Here is a 19,500-nt window from a genome sequence, read left to right on the forward strand (position 1 = left end):
TGTCCTATAGTCAGCGGGACAATCAAGGGACAGTTGGGGGCAATTTCCCGCACACTGTCCCCGTTTTTCGATCATGACGGTTTTTGACGAAACTATTCCGTAGCATCCGGCGGGTTCATGGCTTCAGGCAAACGCATCACCCAGGCTGAAACGATCGTGCAGCATGTTGCGCGCCAGATCGCGGCTGGCACCTTTGCCTTCGGTGGCCGGCTGCCATCGGTGCGGCAAATGGCCTGGGATCACGGCGTATCGAAGAATACCGCCGCAGAAGCCTATGATCGTCTCGTCGCGCAGGGGCTGGTCCACGCGCGGCCGGGGTCTGGATATTTCGTCAACGAGCCTGTGTCCGCCGAGCCATTTCCCGGCAAGCCGCACGTGGATGCGGCGGTAGACATCGTTTCTCTGCTGCGCGAGCAGCTTGACCAGTTCTATGAGTTGCGCCCCGGCGACGGGCGGCCACCGCCGTCGTGGATGGAGGGTTCGGAGCTGCGCCGCCATTTCGCCGGATCGCGCGGGAGTGACGCGGAGGAGGTCGACTACGGCTATGGCAGCTCGTGGGGCTATGTACCGCTGCGTGAGCGCCTGCGCACCATGCTGATGGAGCGCTCGATCAAGGCTTCCCTCGATGGCGTTCTGCTGACATATGGCGCGAACCACGCGCTGGACCTGATCATCCGCCATATGCTTGAGCCGGGTGACGTGGTGTTCGTCGATGACCCCGGATATTATCCGTTGTTTGCCAAGCTGACGCTGGCACGGGTGACAATCGTCGGCATCAGGCGCGCGATGGATGGGCCGGATCTCGACGACCTCGCCCGAAAGCTCGGCGCTTATAGGCCGAAGCTGTTTTTCACCCAGTCTCAGGCACACAATCCCACAGGAAGCGCCCTGTCGCCGGCAGTTGCCTTCGGCCTGCTGCAATTGGCGTCGCGCATGGGTTTCCATGTCGTAGAGGATGACGCCTTTGCCGACATGATTCCCAATGCGTTGCCGCGTCTGGCGGCGCTGGATCAGCTTGATCGCGTGCTTTATGTCGGTACATTTTCCAAAACGCTGTCCGCCAACCTGCGTTGCGGCTTCATCGCCGGCAAGCCATCGCTGGTGTCGGCGCTGGCCGATCTCAAAATGCTGACGATGGTGGCTTCGTCGGATTATATCGAGCGCCTGATTGCCCATCTTATCAACAGCGGCCAGTATCTGCGTCATCTGAGGCGGCTGCGCAAACGGGTCGATGATGCATTCGCCCGCTCCATTGCCGCGCTTGGCGATCTTGGATTGCAGTTTGAGGTGCCGCGCGCGCCCGGCTTCTATTTGTGGGTGTTTCTACCCGAAGGGGTCGATGAACTGGCGCTTCATGCCGAAGCTGTGGCGCAAGGCATTTTTCTGGCTCCCGGGCGGGTGTTCCACCCGGATCGCCTGTCGACGCACCCGCAGGCCATGCGCGTGAATGTGGCCTATGGCGCCGACCCGAAGTTCCTGGCGCTGATGCGCCGACATGTTGCACAGAATAAGAACTCCTAACAAAACCAACGGTGAGGAAACGATGTCCAACTCTCTGCCTGTTCTGCCTTTTCCGGTACGGTCGCTGCCGAAATCCGTCACCATTGTCGATGTCGGGCCGCGCGACGGTTTGCAGAATGAGGCCGTCACCGTGCCAGCCGCCGTCAAGCGCGAGCTGATCGAGCGGCTCGCGGACGCTGGCGTGCGCATTATCGAGGCCGGCAGTTTCGTATCGCCGCGCTGGGTGCCGCAAATGGCAGACACGGCTGAGGTTTTGCAGGGCTTGAAGCAGCGGGAAGGCGTGAACTATCCGGTGCTCGTGCCTAACCTGAAAGGGCTTGAGGCCGCGATTGCCAGCAACGTGGAAGAAGTCGCGATCTTTGCCTCCGCATCGGAGACTTTTTCGCAGCGCAACATCAACTGCTCCATCAGCGAAAGCCTTGAGCGTTTCGAGCCGGTGTTGGAACGCGCACGGGAAGAGGGCATCCGCGTGCGCGGCTATGTCTCCTGCGTGCTGGGGTGCCCTTGGGAAGGCGCTATCGCTCCGGATGCCGTTGCGTTCGTGACGGCACGACTCCACGCACTCGGCTGTTATGAAGTCTCGCTTGGCGACACCATTGGTGTGGGCACACCTGCAAAGGCGGCGGAGATGGTTGCCCGCGTCAGCAAGGATGTCCCGCCCGAAGCGCTGGCGCTGCATTTCCACGACACCTACGGTCAGGCACTGGCAAACACACTGGCCTGTCTCGATAGTGGTATCACCACATTCGACGCGTCTGTCGGTGGGCTTGGCGGATGTCCCTACGCCAAGGGCGCAACCGGCAACGTCGCCACCGAGGATCTGGTCTATATGCTGAACGGGCTTGGCGTTGAGACGGGCATCGACCTGGCCAAGCTTGTCGAAGCGGCTTGGTTCATCGCCGGTCATCTTGGCCGGCCGCCAGCGTCCAGTGTTGCAAAGGCGATGTCTGCCAGCGCTTGATTGCTGGCATAAAGCGGGTCGGACTCATCCTGATGTCACGGCCCGCAGCCAGTCTCGCACCGCCTGCACGTCTTCGCAGGCCATGTTGTCCTGTGTCGCCACCAGATGATACGCGTGCCCGTCCAGCACCGGGCCAAACGGATGCACCAGCACCCCGCGCGACAACTCATCCTCGACATGGATGAGGCTGGTGATCGCAACGCCATGCCCTGCGATGGCCGCCTGAATGGTATGGCTCTCGTCAGTGAAGCGCAGGCCTGCCTCTACGTCGATATCCGTGATGCCGGCCAGCGCGCACCATCTGGCCCAATCGGGCTGCACATCCTTGCGCCGCCATTCGGAGTGGATGAGGGTCTGCTCGCGCAGATCCGCCGGCTGCCGCAACCGGAGAGACGGGCTGCAGACAACGCCAAAGCGCTCCCTGCATAGCGGCTCACTGACAAGGCCGGGGAACGGCCCAGATCCATAACGCACGGCGATATCGGCGGCTCCGCCCGCCAGATCGACGGCATCGTCCGAAGCATATAGCCGCAATTCAAACTGCGGCCATGCCTGCTGAAACTGTCCCAGCGCCGGTATGAGACGGCGGGCGGTGAACAGCGTCGTGGCGGTGACCGTGACGGCCTTGCGCCTGCTCTGGGGGTAAAGTTCTGCAATCGCATGCGCAAAATTATCCAGCCCCTCGCGCAGTACCGGATAAAGGTGCGCACCTGCCGCCGTTAGCGAAACACGCCTGACGTGCCGCTCGAAAAGCGGCAGGCCGAGCGTCTGTTCGAGCAGCCGTATCTGGTGGCTGACGGCAGTGGGCGTAACCGCCAGTTCCTCCGCCGCCTTCTGAAAGCTGAGATGTCGCGCAGCGGCCTCGAAAGCCCGCAGCGCGCTCAGGGGTGGGAGTTTTCTCGGCTGGTTCATAAATGAATTTTGATCATCTATCGGTTGAGATATTCGCCTTTGTCTTCGTTAAATCATAATGCCAAACCTGCTGACAAGCGACGGTGTCGCATGAATTTTTCATTCTCATACTCACGGAGATTGTCATGCCGATTCAGCATCTGCTGCATATCGATGCCAGCGCCCGCGCTGGCCGTTCGGGAACCGATCCGAGGGGATCGCACACGCGCCGCTTGACGCATCGTTTCGTGGAACGCTGGCAGGCTGCGCGCCCGGCCGATGTCGTCACATATCGTGATGTCGGGCAGAACCCGCCTTCAGCGGTTAGCGGTGAATGGATTGCCGCCGCCTTCACCCCGCCGCAGCGCCGGGATGCAGCGGCAACGCAGCGCTTGGTGGAAAGCGATGCACTGGTTGCGGAATTGCTGCGCGCCGACATTCTGGTGGTTGGCGCGCCGATGTACAATTTCGGTGTTCCCGCCCAGCTCAAGGCATGGATCGATAATGTCGTGCGTGTCGGGCTTACGTTCGGCTTCGACCGGGGCCGAGAAGGTGAGCCTTACTGGCCCATGCTTCCACAAGGCAAGCAACTCGTCATACTCGGCGCGCGGGGCGATTACGGCTACGATCCGGGCGGGCGGCTTGACCATATGAATCTCGTCGAGCGCGGCATCACGGTACCGATGGCCTACATTGGATTGACGGAAAGCCGCTCGATCGGCATCGAATACGACGAGTTCGCGGATGAACGCCTTGCCGCATCCATCAGCAGCGCGGAAAGCGCCGTCGACCGTCTCGCCGACGAACTGGTGGGCCAGAGGGGCAGGGCGTCATAACCCATAGCCACGTCGTTTGCGGTCACCGGCTGCCGCGCTTGCGGCATGGAACGTTTGAGCCCGGCCAAGCATTGAAGCGCTATATATGTCCGATATGCGATAACGATGCCTATCGTAACGCATCTCCAGCCGTTTGTAGCGCCGAAGCAAAACAATGCTTATGAGCTGCAAGCCGGTAATAATGGTCTTCTTTATCGCCGTATATCGCCTGATATGCGGCGATAACGTGTTGTATCATCGTGAATCATAAAACACGATCCATAATTGTATTTAAATTATTATCCGACTTTACGTGGAACCATCCGTTTCGTTTTGCATTTTCTGTTCAAGCGATCGCTGATCGCATCGGAAAGGAGCGAAACAATGAAAAAGATATTCCTGACTGTCGCCGCGATTTCATTGGGGTCCGTTGCCGCGTTCGCGCAGCAGCCTACGCCAGCCCCCTCGCCATCCACGGAAACCGGGACTGCGCCGCTGCTCGCACCCGCCACGCCGGATCGCAAAGCGCTCGTGGCAGGCGAGAACAGCTTCACCGAGACACAGGCACGCGATCGTATCGCCGATGCCGGTTATGCAGATGTCAGCGCTCTGGCGCTCGACTCCAATGGCATCTGGCGCGGAACCGCCACGAAGGGCGGTCAGGTCGTGAACGTCGGCCTTGATTATCAGGGCAATGTGGTTGAGCAGTAAGGAGGATATGATGACAACGGTAACCGGACTTTTCGATAACTACGATGACGCTCGCCGTGCAGTCGATGCACTTGAAGAAGCCGGCGTCGCATCCTCCGACATCAGCATCATTTCCAACAACGAGACTGTCGATAACGGCAATCTCGCTGCCGAAGGCGCAGGCACGGGTGCCGGCATCGGCGCGGTCGCCGGCGGAGCTGGTGGCCTTCTCGCAGGGCTCGGCCTCGTGGCCATTCCCGGCGTCGGCCCGGTCGTGGCAGCCGGTTGGCTTGCCGCAACTCTCGCCGGTGCCGCCGCAGGCGCCGCAGTTGGTGGCGCAGCGGGCGGAATTATCGGCGCGCTGACGGACTCCGGTGTTCCCGAGCAGGAAGCGGAGTTTTATGCCGAAAGCCTGCGTCGCGGTGGTACGGTTGTGATCGCTCGTGTCAACGAAAGCCACGTCGATATCGCGACCAGCATTCTTCAGCGTTCGAACGTGGTGGATCCCGTCGCCCGTCGCCGCCTGTATGAGGATGAGGGCTGGACCCGCTTCGACGAGGCAGCTCCTCCGTACTCCGCCGAAGAGCGCCAGCGTCTGCGCGACAGGTATCGTCAGGTATAATCCGACGACGAGTAATAGAACCTCTCTGATAACCTAAAACGCATGCCGCGCCTCCGTTTTCAAACGGAAGCGCGGCATAAGCTTTTATATTACTCTTCCGGCTCCAGCACCTTTGCCAGGAACGTGTCGATGCTGGCGGTAAGCTTGCCGGCATTTTCGCCCATCTGCTTCGATGCCTGCGCGACGTGAGCGGCCGATGTTGCGGTTTCTTCAACGTCCGTTTTCACGGAACTCATGTCAACTGCGATATCGCGCGTGCCGACAGCCACCTCGTGTACGGCAGTGGAGATGGCATTGGTGGCGCCTCCCTGCTGGCTGAGTGCACTCATGATTGACGTCGTGTATGTGTTCACTTCGTCCATTACCTGGGCGATGTCCTGAATGATGCTGACGGTAGCGGCGCTGTCGGACTGTATCACGCCGATCTGGGCAATAATCTCTTCCGTAGCACGTGCTGTCTGGCCGGCAAGGTTCTTGACCTCCGTTGCCACCACCGCAAATCCTCGTCCTGCCTCGCCAGCACGGGCAGCCTCGATTGTTGCATTGAGCGCAAGAAGATTAGTCTGTTCGGTGATTTCCCGGATAAGGTCGACCACGGAACCGATCCGCTGTGCCGAATGAGCGAGTCTGCCGACCTGATCGTTGGCGCTGCTCGTTCGCGTGTTGGCATCGCTGACGATGGAGCTGGTCCGCGTTACCTGCGCGGAGATTTCGGATATGGAGGCCGACAATTCCTCCACCGCCGAAGCCACGGTCTGGGCGTTCATATTGACTTGCTCGGTCGCAACGGCGACCGACGTCGTGCGCGCCTGAGAGCCGGCAGAGACCTTGAGCAAGGTGCCGGAAACGGAGGCCATCGTCTGCGCGCTGTCCGCCACAGGCTTGAGAAGGCTGGCGGTATCGTCTCTGAAGCCGAAAACGAGATCCTCAACGAAAATCTGGCGCTTGCGTCTCTTTTCGAAGTCCTCGCGCCGTTCGGCTTCCATCTCAAGCTGCCGGCGGGCGTTGTCGCGGAAGACGGTGAGGGTGCGGGCCATCTCGCCCATCTCGTCCGTGCGCTCGGTGTAAGGGATGTTGGCGGCGAGATCGCCCTTGACCAGCGTCACCATGGTTGCGCACAACCGGCGGATCTGCCCGGTGATGCGGCCAAGCAGGCCGATCAGCGTCAGGCAAACGATCCCGATCGTGCCGACAGTGAGCGCTGCGGTGACCATCAGCGTTTCATTGCGCGCATCGCTCACCGCCGAGCGGTCGAAGGCGATCACGACATCGCCGATTTCCATGCCGTCGCGGACAACCGACAATGAACCGATCTCGAACCTGTCTGTTGAACGAAACTGCACCGTATCACTCGTATTATCGGCGAGGACATTGATTCCGATGGCCTTCAGCTCTGCTTCGGCATCTACATCTTCTGCGTCGATAGATGCGAATATGGCGCCGTTTGGCTCCAGCACGACCGCCCAGGCAAAATTCGGATTGGCGGACAGCGGCGACAAAATGGTCGCGGCGAGATCTCCATTGAACTCGAAGATGGCATTGCCGAGCGGCTGGTGCGCCATCACCGCGCTGAGACCGATCTCGGAACGGAAGGACTCCAGAAGATGGTTGATGCGCTGCGTCAGATTGAGGGCGGAGAACCCTACGAAAGCTACGGTCACGACAGCGACAACCGGCACCACCGTCTTGAACTTGATCGATTGCCAGAATTTCACGGGTGAAACCTCCGCCACTCCCAAAACGACGCCTGACAGCCCGGCTGAGAAAGACGACCCGGGGATGCCGCGTGAACGGCATCCCCCGGTCGACAAGGCTGTGTCAGTTGCCGATAGCGGCAAGGATAGCGTCGGCGGAGAAGGTGTAGTCCGTCACTCCGGCTTTGACCTTGGAGAATTTGGAGAAGTCGATGCTCTCCCAGTCCTCGTTGCCAAGCTTGGTGAGGAATTCGTCCACGTTCTCGCTCGTTATCGCCGACATCAGATATTTCACGTCGGGATTGTCGCCGGCTGCGAAATCCTTGCCGTTGAAATAATCGTAGAGCAGCACCATGGCCCACGCACCGCCGAACAGATGGCCGCCGTGGGTCAGCGTCATCTCACCGGCCTTCACGGCTTTCTGCGCATCCGTCGACCAGTTGAGGCCCACGACGCTGATGTCCGTGCCGGGCTTCAGGCCCTTTTCCCGTGCTGCATCCATGGCGCCGAAAGCGATGGGGTCGTTGGCCGCCCAGATTCCGTCCGCCTTCTCGCGGTCGAGGAATGCGGAGACGCGCTCCTTGGCGGTGTCGCGCTTCCAGTAAACGGAAATCGCGCGGACGATTTTCGCCGAAGGCTCTTCCGCAACGGCACGCTTCAGGCCATCCTCGCGCTCGGTCGCAGCAGGTGTCGCCGTATCGCCGAGAAGGGCGAGGATCGAAATGCCGTCCTTGTCCTTGCCGGACGCTTTGGCAGCGGTGATCAGCGACTGCGCCATTTCATAACCCGCGACTTCATAGTCGGGCGTGAGCGAGCCGATCAGGTTAGGGATGTCCTTGCGGGCCTTGCCAGTCTTGGCTTCCTGTTCGTCCGTCAGCTTGCTCGCCAGGAAGAACGTCTTGATGCCAGCCTTGTTAAGCGTGTCAAGCAGTTCCGGCCCCTGTCCCTGCTCGTTGACGATGACCGCGATGTCGGGTTTCTTGTCACGCGAGGCGACATCCTTCGCGGCCTTCGAGGCGCTGAAACGGTCGCGGGATGTGCTCTCGTCGGCGGTGTGGATGATTTCCAGATCGATGTCGAGATCGTTCGCGGCGGCCTGCATGGTTCCGGCGACGTTGCCCCAGAACGACGTGCCATTGCCGGGATTGATGAAGACGACGGAAAACTCACCAGCCTGAACAGGCGTCGCGGCCAGAAAAGCAAGCGTGGCGAAAGTGGAGAAAATGGCTTTCATGGTATCCTCCGCGTCCCGGCCTACCCCGGGAGGCTTTCAAATGAATTAAATAGTCAAACTGATAGACTAGAGCGCTAAATTCCCTGCTCTAATTGAGAGGCATCAAGAATGTTGCTGACGCAAGAAACTCATGCTTAAAGAAACTCATGCCTTAAAGTAAATAACACTCATCAAACAGGGAAAAACTACGAAGTGAAATTTGGCGGCTATATTTATTATATGCGCCTGAAATTTATGCACTTCCTCAATGAAAGTCAACATATATATCTACATGATTATATTTATTTATTTGCGTAATAGAAATATATATTTTACAAAACTGTCACTTTATTTACTTGTTTTATCGATTTTTTCTTTATTATGTTTAGGTATGTGGCATTTATTTAAGTAATAATGTCGTTTTTATTTATTCATCATTCTTTGGGATGCTTCCATTCATGCGGGTGGGGACATTCGGTGCTGGATGCGGGCAAAGGCCAGGACGCACAAGGCCGCCATCGAGAGGGCAAACGCCAGCAGGATGAGGAGAATCTGAAAGCCGGACGCTGCGGATGCCGCCAGCGGACCGATACTCGCGCCAATGAAAAGAACGAATCCGTTCAACGACATGCCGCCTGCGCGGTTGGGGGCGGCAGCAGTGCCGAACAGCGTAATCATCGACGGCACAGCCAGCGCGACGCCGGTGACAAAGATCAGACTGCCGAAAGCGATCCCGGCCAGTGTGTTGGCCAAAGCCGCTTCTGTCGCAAGTCCGGCTGCCGCCATCAGGAAGCCTGCGCGCGCCACTCCGGCCATGCCGATCTGTGTGGCAAGCCATCCCACTGATAGTGCGGCGAACATGCCGGGCAGTCCAACCATGCGCAGGGCAATGATGCCCGAAGGATCGAAGCCGAGCCCGGCAAGATGCGGCCCCAGTGCGCTATACATAGCCACGAAAGACAGCAGCAGCGTGATGTGAGCGCAACAGAGCAACATGATGCGTGGCTGTGCGGCGAGTTTCAGCAGTCCGGCGAAGCGTTGACCGAGGTGCGCCGGGGGGCGGTCATTAACCGGCTCGTCAACGATCAGCCAGATGAGTACGCCCGCGCCGAGCAGTGTCACACCCGTAATGATGAAGACCCAGCGCCAATCCAGCCAAAGCGCCACTGCCGACGCCAGAACCTGCCCGAAGATGCCAGCGACGAGAAATGCTGTCGACATGGCCCCGATGGCGGTCGCCCGCCGCTGTGGTGGAAGCGCCTCCGTCAACCACGCAAGCGCGATTGGCGCGAAGCTCGACGCCACCACTCCCTGAGCGCCGCGAAGCACCGCCAGCCAGCCGAGGTTCGGCGCTGCCGCACATGCGACTGTGGCGACTGCCAGAACGATGACGCCGGGCGCCATGACCCGCTTGCGCCCCCAATGATCGGAAACCGGCCCCCAAATCAGGAAGCCGACGGCATAGAACAGGCTGAACACGGTGGCGAGCGCAAAGTCCGCTCCCGCGCCGCCCAGGTCGGCGGCAACAGGCCCGGCGAGCGGAATGGCGAGATAAAGCTGGGTGAGAACGAACAAGGCAGTGAACACAAGCAGCCCCGTCGCCAGCCGTCCTGACGCAAAATCGGTCGAGGTCATATGCGAATCTACAACGTCAACGTTGGAGTTGACAGTAATGCCGGATTGACGCGAAATCAATCCTCAACCATGAGGGGAAAGGCGATGGCCTGGGACATCGAAGGCACCAAACAGAAGATTCTGGCGGCTGCGGTCACTGAATTCGCGCGTCATGGCCCTGATGCGACCACCATTGAGCGGATCGCGAAGCTGGCGGGCGTGAACAAGGAGCGCGTCTACAATTACTTCGGCGACAAGCGCGCGCTGTTTTCCACTGTTTTGCGCGGTGAACTGGCGAAGGTCGCTCTGGCGGTGCCGGTGACGTCTTTCGCCAATGACGATATCGGCGATTATGCCGGCCGTTGCTTCGACTATCATTGCGAGCACCCGGAGCTTGGTCGTTTGTTGCGCTGGGAGGGGCTGATCTTTGACAGCGAAGTGCCGGACGAGGAGCTTCGGCGCGAGTATTATGGCTACAAAACCAAGGCTGTAGCCGAAGGCCAGCAGCATGGGGCGATCACGGCGGCATTCGATGCCGATCATCTCGCGTTTATCGTGCTTGGCCTCGCAAGTTGGTGGTCGGCCGTGCCGCAGGTGGCGCGGATGCTGACCGGCCCGGACACCGGCGCTGAACGCGCGCGTCGGCGCGCTTCAGTCATGAAGGCGGCCCGTCGTCTTGCCGCGAAGCCTTGACGCATTCATAGCGCCGAGGCCATGTCTCGCGGACCCCGACGGCATCATTCCTTCGTGGAATGCCACGGGCTGTTGCCGAAGAGCGACCACACGGAAACGAACAGCGCTGCGATCAGCGGGCCGATGACAAGGCCGTTCATGCCGAAAAGCCATATGCCGCCGACAGTGGAAATAAAGATCAGATAATCGGGCAGGCGCGTGCCCTTGCCTACAAGCGTGGGCCGGAGCAGATTGTCGATGACGCTGATGACGAACAGGCCGATCAGGAACAGGATTCCGCCTCTGATATAGTCACCGGAGAAAAACAGAATGGCTGAAGCCGGCACCCACACCAGCGAGGCGCCGACCGCCGGCAGCAGCGACAGCACCGCCATGACCACGCCCCACAGCATGGCAGCCTGAATATCCAGAAACCAGAATGCAACACCGCCGATGGTGCCCTGAATCGCCGCGATAATGATGTTGCCCTTCACTGTTGCCTCGACCACGGAGGCAAACTTGTTCAGGATGTGGTCGGTGTACTGCTGATTCAGTGGGCTGGCGGTGCGGATGACGGAGATCAGCTGCCTGTTGTCGCGGAACAGAAAAAACAACAGATACAACATGATACCCAGACCAACGATGAACTGCGCCGTGTTCTGGCCGATCGCCACGGCCCGCGTGGCCGCCATCTGGCTGGCCTGCAAGGCCATCGTCGTCAACCTGTTCTGGATTTCCGCCAGGTTACCCAGATTCAACGCCTCGATACCATGATGCACAAAGGGGGGCAGGGCGTTGTGAATGTTGGCGATAATCTGGCTGAGATTGAGTTCTCGCGTACTCATCCGCATATAAATGCTCGTGGCCTCCTGACCGATCGACGCCAGAATCGCGGAAACGGGAATCACGACGATGCAGATGCAGGCCAGCATGCTGATGCCAGCCGCGATGTTTCGCCTTCCACCGAGCCAACGCTCCAGCTTCACCTGCAACGGGTTGAACAGAATCGCCAGTATGACAGCCCACAGGATAGCGCTGTAGTATGGCATCAAAAGCCAGATGAATGCCGCCGTCACGATGACGACGACGGCGATGAAGCTGAACGTTTCTACAGTTCCCTTGGACATAGGAAGCCATTCGTTTGCGGTACATGGAAGCTGCCGGCGCCGGCCGCACCGGGGAAAGCGCATTGCATCAGAGCGTTATAGCACCGCCAGGTTTCAATGGAATGTCGGAAAACTGACGAAGCAATGCCCGTCCATCAACCGCAGTCGCGATAGCACGGCTCGCTTGTATGCATTGTGCCTTCGGCGCATGCAGCCGCGTCATCCGGCTTCAGCAAGCCCGTAATGAGGCGTGCGATCAGATCTTCGACCTCCCCACCTTTATCGTGTTGAAGCGGTTCGACCCGAATGACTTCCCGCATGACACCGATTCCGGTCAGCACTGCGGCGAGCAGCGCCGCCCGCTGCTCCGTCAAACCCGGGTGCTGATTGAGAAGCGGCGCGATGAAGTTGTCGGCCAGTACCTTGCGAAGGACGCCGGCAGCACCGGGGCTGGAGAAGGAGTGGACGAGAATGTCAAACGGGCGAATCTCATTCTCGCCCCTGTCGTCAAGAATTCCCTGCGCCAGCGCGCTGGCCTGTTCTTCTGCGCTGTCCGTGGAAATAAAATCCGGTCGGCAGGCCGCCTTGACCGTTTCATAGAACAGTTTTTCCTTGGACCCGAACGAGCGATGAACGTAGGCCATGTCGATACCGACGTCGGCGGCAATCTCGCGCAAACCCGTTTCTTCATAGGATTGCGTGGAAAAACGCAACATGGCGGCCTTCAAAATCCGGTCCCGTGTCGTGTCGTTCGATGCCGAACGAATAATCTGCCTCCTCATTGTTTCCCCTCGAAACATGCGGCTGATAGATCAATATTGTTGATGCTCATTTCGTATCATGCACATTCATCATGATGAATATGACATTCACAGACAGATGTCCAAATGTTGGATGCACTATACACAACAATAAACAACAAAAATATGCATGAAACGTTCAAATATCCATCACCCCAGAGGATACACAGGTATCATCGCGTACAGGTGGCGGATGCAGCGACACTGACGCCACAGATTTTCTTGTATCGGAGGATGGTGCATTCATACCCTGCGAGCATGCAGGAGGAATAGAAGAAATATAAATGAACCACCGCATCGGTTCATTGCGGATAATGCTCTACAGTATTAAAAATGCATTAACGGTTCGATCGAGTGAATTTATCCCCTGTACCAGGCCGCCATCCGCCAAAAGAGGCAAAAAAATGGCGTCTGAACTTTGTTGTGCGCAAAATCACATATCAGCGACGCGGCGGTCATCAGGCGTTGATGGGGCGTGAATATTGATGTAGTTCATAAGCTACGCCGACTGAAAAGCGGGGTGACACGCTGAAGAAAGCCAATATGGCCCGGCCCCTTTGATTCCGGGGCGTGGGCATGTCCATAGGGGGTCTTTGCCGCGCTGTCCTACGCGCTCTCTGGTTGCAGGGGCGTCATGGTTGCCCGGAGGTTGCTTCGCAAGAGGTTACTCCGCCGGGCCGATAGTTAATGGAGGTAACTCATGAAACAGGTTTTCGAAATGAAGAAGGTTCTGATCGGCGGCGTCGTGGCCACCGGCCTGCTCGCATCGGGTGCTGCTTTCGCGGCCGATCTTCCCAGCCGTCAGGTTGAGCCTGTTGCTCCGGTCTATGCCGCTCCCGCATTCACATGGACCGGCTTCTACGTCGGTGTGAACGCAGGTTATGCGTGGAACGCCAACGACAACAACAACAACACGTTCTATGGGTCCAGCAGCAATGACGGCGGCTTCACCGGCGGTGGTCAGATCGGTTATAATTACCAGATCAACCAGTTCGTTATCGGTGCCGAGGCCGACATCAACTATGCCGACCTGAAGAACAAGAATAACGGCTGGGCCTATACCGGATTCGCTTCCAATTCCTCCAACGGCATCGAGTGGTTCGGCACCGTCCGCGCCCGCGTCGGTTTCGCCATTGACCGCGCCCTGATCTACGCCACGGGTGGTTTCGCCTATGGCGGCGGTGGCAACGACAACAACTTCGTGTACAACGGCGTGTACTACTCGCAGAGCAACGACACCCGCACCGGCTGGACCGTCGGCGGTGGTGTTGAGTACGCCTTCACCGACAACATCACGGCCCGCATCGAAGGTCTGTATGTCAACCTCGGCAAGGAAAACCGCAACTACTTCGTGCCGGTCGTCAACAACAGCCGCAAGGACAACGAGTTCGGCGTCGTCCGCGCTGGTCTGAACTACAAGTTCAACACGTTCTGATTTCAGACCCAAAAGGGTTTGATGTCTTGAATTGTTGATATGAATAAAACGCAGGCCCGGGAGAGATCCCGCTGGCCTGCGTTTTTGCATGTGACAGACGGCGCGACCTTTCTGGGTCAACGCCAAGCTTGGCAGGTCAGTATGGGCTTGCTCACCATCGTCATAAAGCAGCCGCATAAGGTTATTTGGACGCAAACACCTATCAGGTTGCCGCGAGTGAAAAATCCGCGACGGCCGCTGTGTGATCGCGCATTGTCTGAATCAGTGGCCGGGTATCTCCGCGACGCGACTGAAATGTGTATGTCAGCGATGCCAGCGGAACCGTGTCCTGAAGGCGGACCAACTGCCCGCTTTCAGCAAATTTGGCAGCCCAACTTTCCGGGATGATTCCCACGCCGACCGATAGTGTCAGCATGCCGGCCACAGCTCCCCAGTTATTGCAGCTTATGCGCTCGAAACGGGTGACGCGATGTGCCGTCAGCCAGTCGTCGATCAGCCGCGTGGTTCCTGCAGACGGCGGCAACGCGACGAGGGGCACGCCGTCGGCGAGCAAATCGGCGCAGGAGGCGTTGCGCGCGTGAATCGCTGGCGACGCCATCCACGCAAAATCGCACGTGACCAACGGTTCCGATACAATGCCGGGCCGCGAGGAGCGCCCGGCCACGACGGCAAAGTCAATTTCCCCTCGTTCCAGCCGCTCCTGCAAGACCGCACCGACATCGACATAGGCGTTCAGCATCAGTTCAGGGTGCGCCAGCCGCGCTTTCGCAATGAGATACGGAAGCCACGTCAACGCCGTCAACTCGCCGATTCCGAAGACGCAACGCCCGGTCAATGTCGACAGCTGCGTGGCCTGGTTCTTGAGGTCGTTCATGTTCTCAAGCAGCTCGATCACGCGCGGAAGAAGTCTAACGCCCGTATCCGTTAACGTCGCTCGCTGCCCAGAGCGGTTAAAGAGCGTGGTATTGAGTGATTCTTCAAGTTCAGAAATCCGCTTTGATAGTGATGATACGGCGATATTCAACCTGTCAGCCGCAATAGCGAAGCTTGAGCACGTTGCACACCAATAAAATGCCTCAAGTTGCTTCAACGTCATTGTGGACTCTATATGTTCGATATAATCGAATAAAAATATTCCATAAAAATCACTTTTATTCAAGCTCACAATCGAGTTGATCGATACATCAAGAAAATTGTCGAAGGGCAGGGAGGAATGCATGACTGTCCGGCGCATTGCCGTCATCGGGGCCGGGATCAACGGATTATCCGTTGCACGCCAGCTTCTGATCGATCACCCGGATGTTCAGCTAACGGTATTCGAAAAAGAATCCGAGGTTGCGCAACATCAGTCCAGCCATAATTCGGGTGTTGTACACGCCGGTCTCTATTACGAGCCCGGCGGTCTGAAAGCGCGCCTCTGCACGCGCGGCATACAGCTTGTGCGCGAGTATTGCGCCGCACAAAACCTGCCCTATGACGCATGCGGCAAACTTGTTGTGGCGCTGGAGTCCGAAGAACTGCCGCGGCTCGACGCGATCTATCGCAAATCCATCGCCAATGGCGTTCCGGATGTTCGTCTGATCGATGCTGGCGAAATGCATGAGATCGAGCCGAATTGCATCGGCATCAAGGCGCTGCATTCGCCGCATACGGCGATTGTCAGTTATGGCGCGATAGCCCGGCGCATTGCCGAGGAAATTCAGGAATGGGGGGCGACTATTCGCTTGAGCAGCCCCGTTGCGCGCCTGCGGGAAAGTGCGGATGGCGTCTATGTCGAAGGGGAGGCCGGCCCACTGAATGACACGCCGTTCGACCGCGTGATCGCGTGTTCTGGCCTTCAGTCAGACAGGCTGGCCACAGCGTCTGGCGATGAAGACGATCCACGCATCGTGCCGTTCTTCGGCCAGTATTACGTCATCGATCCGGCTTTCCGCGAGCATGTCAAAGGATTGATCTATCCCGTTCCCGATCCGCGTTATCCGTTCCTCGGCGTGCACTTCACCAAGCGGATCGACGGTGAAATGACGATCGGCCCCAACGCTTTCATCTCATTGGGGCGGGAGAATTATTCCGGAGACGGAATCAATCTGCGCGATGTCGCGGACTTCATCGGCTACCCCGGTTTCTGGAAGTTCGCCGCCCGCAACATGGCGGTGACGCTGCGCGAGCTGAAAACCGTTGTCAGCAAGGCGACCTTCGTCAGGGAGGCCGCGAAATACGTCCCCTCTCTCGCCACGGTTTCGGTCAAGCCAGCGGTGCGCGGTATCCGCGCCCAGGCCATGCGCCAGGACGGCCAGCTTGTCGACGACTTCGTGATCCGCCGCAGCGGCCGCATCACGCACATCCGCAACGCGCCATCGCCGGGGGCGACATCCTCGATGGCCATTGCCGAATACATCGTGAGGGAAGTGCTCGATTTCAACTGAAAAATATAAACTGGAGGAAACAATAATGCAGACAGCAACACCCGTTAAAGAAACACCCGCCGAAGCCAAGAAGCGCAACCGCAAGGTTGCCGTGGCGACCATCGTCGGATCGATGCTCGAATGGTACGACTTTTATTTGTACGCCACCATGGCATCGATCATATTTGCCCGCGTCTTTTTCGATAACAGCGATCCGAATGCTGCCGGGCTTGCGGCGTTTTCCACCTTTGCCATCGGCTTCATCGCGCGGCCCTTCGGCGGCATTTTCTTCGGATACCTCGGCGACAAGCTCGGCCGCAAGCGCATGCTTGCTTATACCTTTGCCTTGATGGGCATTTGCACGGCCTGTATCGGCCTGATCCCGTCCTATGACATGATCGGCCTGTGGGCGCCGGTTTTGCTGGTGATTTTCCGTATCGCGCAAGGGCTTGGCGCCGGGGCAGAACTGGCGGGAGCGGCGGTGACCTCGTATGAGCACGCGGACGAAAGCCGCAAGGGCCGTCAAGGGGCATGGCCGGCGCTGGGGCTCAATCTCGGCCTGTTGCTGTCATCCTTGACGATCTACGCCTTGACGATGTTCGGAGACGACTTCCTGCTGAACGGCGGCTGGCGCATTCCCTTCATTCTCAGTTTCGCGCTTGTGTTCATCGGCGTCTGGGTTCGCCGTTCGCTGCCGGAAACGCCGGAATACGCGCAGACCAACGTGCAGGAGCACAAGCGGGCGTCGCTGAAGGAACTGTTCGCAACAAGCCTGCCAAGCGTCATCGTGGTGTTCGTGCTGGCTATCGGCTACAATTCGCTCAGCTATATCTACAAGACGTTCTCGCTGGCCTATCTGACCCAGTTCCAGGGCGTGTCGCCCAGCGTGACCTCGCTGTCCGTGACCATCGCCAGCCTGATTGCCATCTTCGCCGTGCCGACATTCGGCTGGCTCTGCGATCGTTACAGCAGCCGCGCGGTGCTTGTTGTCGGCGGTTTGCTGGCAGGCGCTTTCGGTTATCCGTTCATGGCACTGCTCGGGACGGGGCAGGATACGGCGGTTTACCTCGCCCTGATTATCGGCACCGGCGTTATTGCGCCAATGATGTTCGCGCCGCAGGGGTCGTTTCTCAGCCGCCAGTTCCCGGTTTACATCCGGTCGACGGGTGTCGGCACCTCGCGTGAAATCGGTACGGCGATTGCCGGCGGTCTCGCTCCGCTCGGTGCTTTGACACTGGTCGCAAACTCCCCGACGAATTCGACGACCGGCGTTGTCATAATCCTGGTTATCTCGGGATTGCTCGTCACCGTCGCCGCCCTTTTCGATCAGGGATATCGATACAGCACCGGGAAAAACTGAAACATCCGGCGCTCAATCGCTGCTGAAATCAGGTTGCTCGGGCAGGCATCACTGCCTGAGCAACTCCGCCGCCGCCTCGCCGGCGGTTTCCATGTAACCCGGGTCGCGGTGCAGCAACACAACGGCGAAGGCTCCATCCAACAGCAGGATGACTTGCCGTGCCAGCCGGCGAGCGTGTTCCGGGGGCTTGTCCTGCTCAAGAACCGAACACAGCCAATCTTCAACACGCTTCTTGTGCGCGCGGGCGGCTACAATGGCCGGATGCCCCGGCAGGTTGATGAGTTCGACCGAGGTGCGTAAAAATCCGCAGCCTTTCCATTTTGGATGCCGTGCGGACGCCGCGAGCTGCCGGAATATGCCTTCCACCTTGTCCGCCGTGTCTCCCGGCGTTTCGGCGAACCAGCGTTGAAACAGCAGCAGATTAGGCTGGTCGCGGGTTTCGAGATAGGCGGCGATCAGGTCATCCTTGCTGCGAAAGTGATAGTAGAGCGTCCGTTTCGTCAGCCCTGCCGTTTCGGCCACTGCATCGACGCTGACGGCGCGAATGCCCTCAGCATGAAATAATTTCCCGGCTGCCCGAATAATACGATCGCGCGTTGATAAGGTCGTTGTCGTCATGCCCGCCATCTATCATGCCCGGATGTATACTGACCAGTGAATATACACACGCGGCCGGCGCATCTATGGTTGCAACATGAACGATTTGACGCACCATCGAACCATCCAGGAAGCGCAGCCGGTAGAGATCGACTGCCGCGACGGCGTTCGCCTTGGCGGGCACCTGTGGCGGGCGGAGAGCCCGAAAGCAGCCGGAACAATTGTCGTCAACCCGGCGACTGGCGTTCTGGCGCGGTACTATCACCGTTACGCCCGTTTCCTGGTTCGGCACGGGTTCGATGTGCTCACATACGACTATCGCGGCATTGGCCTGTCCCGCCCCGCAAGCCTGAGGAGCAGCGGTTATCGCTGGCGCGATTGGGGCGAGTGCGACTTCGACGCCGCTCTGCGATTGGCCCAGCAACAGGGGCGCGGTGACAGGTTGATGGTGGTGGGGCACAGCATCGGCGGGTTTTTGCCGGGGCTGGCGGAAGGCGCGGGCGCCATCAACCGGATGCTGACGGTGGGGGCGCAATATGCATGGTGGGGAGATTACGCCTCCCGGCAACGGCTGAGCCTGCTGCTAAAATGGCATGTGGCCATGCCGATGCTGACAGCGATGTATGGCTATTTTCCCGGCCGCAGGCTGGGCTGGCTAGAGGATCTGCCGGCTGGTGTCGCCCACGAATGGAGCTTCCGTGGCCCGCGTTTCGAGCGCAGCCATCCCCGCGCCGCGCGGCAGACAGTGCTGGACAGCATGTCGGCGGTGAGGGCACCGATTTTGGCGGTCACGGTCTCTGACGATGAATTCGCGACCGAGCCGGCCATTCGGCGCACGCTGGGTTACTACACGGGAGCGGAGCGCACCGCCGTCATGTTGCAGCCCTCGGATTACGGCCGTGACTCCATTGGCCATTTCAGTCTTTTCCACGAAAGCCACGCCGCCGGATTCTGGCTCGATACTTTGCTGTGGCTGCGGGACGGACGCAACCCGTGGCCGCGCCACGTCATCCCCATTCAACCGTTCACAAAACCTCGTGGGGCTGGCTGACGCGTCTTTCGTCGGGAGCAGCGAAGAGGTCGCATTATAACCGGAGGTCCAAC

Annotated in this window: 18 protein-coding genes; 10 read left to right on the plus strand and 8 right to left on the minus strand. The window is 58.9% G+C overall.

Going from position 1 to position 19,500, the window contains the following annotated elements; translation table 11 throughout:
* The first annotated feature begins 117 nt into the window (after positions 1 to 117).
* Positions 118 to 1,521: an aminotransferase-like domain-containing protein gene (locus FHS81_RS08920; RefSeq protein WP_183752154.1), complete on the plus strand. Its 1,404-nt coding sequence runs from the start codon at positions 118 to 120 to the stop codon at positions 1,519 to 1,521.
* Between the two features lie 22 nt (positions 1,522 to 1,543).
* Positions 1,544 to 2,482 (plus strand): hydroxymethylglutaryl-CoA lyase, encoded by a 939-nt coding sequence (locus tag FHS81_RS08925; RefSeq protein ID WP_183752156.1) that lies wholly within the window; start codon positions 1,544 to 1,546, stop codon positions 2,480 to 2,482.
* Positions 2,483 to 2,506: 24 nt separating this feature from the next.
* On the opposite strand, the gene FHS81_RS08930 is transcribed toward FHS81_RS08925, so the two are convergent.
* Positions 2,507 to 3,394, minus strand: coding sequence for a LysR substrate-binding domain-containing protein (locus FHS81_RS08930; protein WP_183752158.1), 888 nt, complete (start codon positions 3,392 to 3,394; stop codon positions 2,507 to 2,509).
* A 125-nt stretch (positions 3,395 to 3,519) separates the two neighbouring features.
* Between FHS81_RS08930 and FHS81_RS08935 the strand changes: the two genes are divergently transcribed.
* The 3 genes from FHS81_RS08935 to FHS81_RS08945 all read left to right on the plus strand — a co-directional run bounded on the left by FHS81_RS08935 (position 3,520) and on the right by FHS81_RS08945 (position 5,500).
* Positions 3,520 to 4,209 (plus strand): FMN-dependent NADH-azoreductase, encoded by a 690-nt coding sequence (locus tag FHS81_RS08935; protein WP_183752160.1) that lies wholly within the window; start codon positions 3,520 to 3,522, stop codon positions 4,207 to 4,209.
* A 363-nt stretch (positions 4,210 to 4,572) separates the two neighbouring features.
* Entirely contained in the window at positions 4,573 to 4,899 is a 327-nt protein-coding gene (locus FHS81_RS08940; RefSeq protein WP_183752162.1) for a PepSY domain-containing protein, read from the plus strand.
* Positions 4,900 to 4,909: 10 nt separating this feature from the next.
* Entirely contained in the window at positions 4,910 to 5,500 is a 591-nt protein-coding gene (locus tag FHS81_RS08945) for a general stress protein (protein WP_183752164.1), read from the plus strand.
* Between the two features lie 89 nt (positions 5,501 to 5,589).
* Here the strand turns inward: FHS81_RS08945 and FHS81_RS08950 are convergent, their stop codons facing one another.
* The 3 genes from FHS81_RS08950 to FHS81_RS08960 all read right to left on the minus strand — a co-directional run bounded on the left by FHS81_RS08950 (position 5,590) and on the right by FHS81_RS08960 (position 10,042).
* Complete coding sequence (locus tag FHS81_RS08950; RefSeq protein ID WP_183752166.1) at positions 5,590 to 7,215, minus strand: methyl-accepting chemotaxis protein; 1,626 nt, start codon at positions 7,213 to 7,215, stop codon at positions 5,590 to 5,592.
* 103 nt (positions 7,216 to 7,318) lie between these two features.
* Entirely contained in the window at positions 7,319 to 8,428 is a 1,110-nt protein-coding gene (locus tag FHS81_RS08955) for an ABC transporter substrate-binding protein (protein ID WP_183752168.1), read from the minus strand.
* 435 nt (positions 8,429 to 8,863) lie between these two features.
* Entirely contained in the window at positions 8,864 to 10,042 is a 1,179-nt protein-coding gene (locus FHS81_RS08960; RefSeq protein ID WP_183752170.1) for an MFS transporter, read from the minus strand.
* Positions 10,043 to 10,126: 84 nt separating this feature from the next.
* Between FHS81_RS08960 and FHS81_RS08965 the strand changes: the two genes are divergently transcribed.
* Positions 10,127 to 10,714, plus strand: a complete 588-nt coding sequence (locus FHS81_RS08965) for a TetR/AcrR family transcriptional regulator (RefSeq protein ID WP_183752172.1) — start codon at positions 10,127 to 10,129, stop codon at positions 10,712 to 10,714.
* 44 nt (positions 10,715 to 10,758) lie between these two features.
* Here FHS81_RS08965 and FHS81_RS08970 read toward each other — a convergent pair whose 3' ends face one another.
* Positions 10,759 to 11,820 (minus strand): AI-2E family transporter, encoded by a 1,062-nt coding sequence (locus tag FHS81_RS08970; protein WP_183752174.1) that lies wholly within the window; start codon positions 11,818 to 11,820, stop codon positions 10,759 to 10,761.
* 134 nt (positions 11,821 to 11,954) lie between these two features.
* The gene (locus FHS81_RS08975) at positions 11,955 to 12,599 is read right to left on the minus strand and encodes a TetR/AcrR family transcriptional regulator (protein ID WP_343052460.1); all 645 of its coding nucleotides are present in this window, start codon (positions 12,597 to 12,599) and stop codon (positions 11,955 to 11,957) included.
* Positions 12,600 to 13,299: 700 nt separating this feature from the next.
* Between FHS81_RS08975 and FHS81_RS08980 the strand changes: the two genes are divergently transcribed.
* Positions 13,300 to 14,034: an outer membrane protein gene (locus tag FHS81_RS08980; RefSeq protein WP_428982446.1), complete on the plus strand. Its 735-nt coding sequence runs from the start codon at positions 13,300 to 13,302 to the stop codon at positions 14,032 to 14,034.
* 202 nt (positions 14,035 to 14,236) lie between these two features.
* On the opposite strand, the gene FHS81_RS08985 is transcribed toward FHS81_RS08980, so the two are convergent.
* Positions 14,237 to 15,253: a LysR family transcriptional regulator gene (locus tag FHS81_RS08985; protein ID WP_210281618.1), complete on the minus strand. Its 1,017-nt coding sequence runs from the start codon at positions 15,251 to 15,253 to the stop codon at positions 14,237 to 14,239.
* On the opposite strand from FHS81_RS08985, the gene lhgO reads away from it, so the two are divergent.
* Together lhgO and FHS81_RS08995 are read left to right on the plus strand one after the other, a co-directional pair.
* Positions 15,252 to 16,460 (plus strand): L-2-hydroxyglutarate oxidase, encoded by a 1,209-nt coding sequence (lhgO, locus tag FHS81_RS08990; protein WP_183752179.1) that lies wholly within the window; start codon positions 15,252 to 15,254, stop codon positions 16,458 to 16,460. The two genes, FHS81_RS08985 and lhgO, sit on opposite strands and share 2 nt — an antisense overlap.
* Before the next feature lie 25 nt (positions 16,461 to 16,485).
* Positions 16,486 to 17,799: an MFS transporter gene (locus tag FHS81_RS08995; RefSeq protein WP_183752181.1), complete on the plus strand. Its 1,314-nt coding sequence runs from the start codon at positions 16,486 to 16,488 to the stop codon at positions 17,797 to 17,799.
* 48 nt (positions 17,800 to 17,847) lie between these two features.
* Here FHS81_RS08995 and FHS81_RS09000 read toward each other — a convergent pair whose 3' ends face one another.
* Positions 17,848 to 18,417 (minus strand): TetR family transcriptional regulator, encoded by a 570-nt coding sequence (locus tag FHS81_RS09000; protein ID WP_183752183.1) that lies wholly within the window; start codon positions 18,415 to 18,417, stop codon positions 17,848 to 17,850.
* A 76-nt stretch (positions 18,418 to 18,493) separates the two neighbouring features.
* On the opposite strand from FHS81_RS09000, the gene FHS81_RS09005 reads away from it, so the two are divergent.
* Positions 18,494 to 19,447 (plus strand): alpha/beta hydrolase family protein, encoded by a 954-nt coding sequence (locus FHS81_RS09005; protein ID WP_183752185.1) that lies wholly within the window; start codon positions 18,494 to 18,496, stop codon positions 19,445 to 19,447.
* Positions 19,448 to 19,500: the final 53 nt, after the last annotated feature.

Origin of the sequence: Pseudochelatococcus contaminans, from assembly GCF_014195635.1 — a bacterium.
In the GTDB taxonomy this organism is placed as follows: domain Bacteria; phylum Pseudomonadota; class Alphaproteobacteria; order Rhizobiales; family Beijerinckiaceae; genus Pseudochelatococcus; species Pseudochelatococcus contaminans.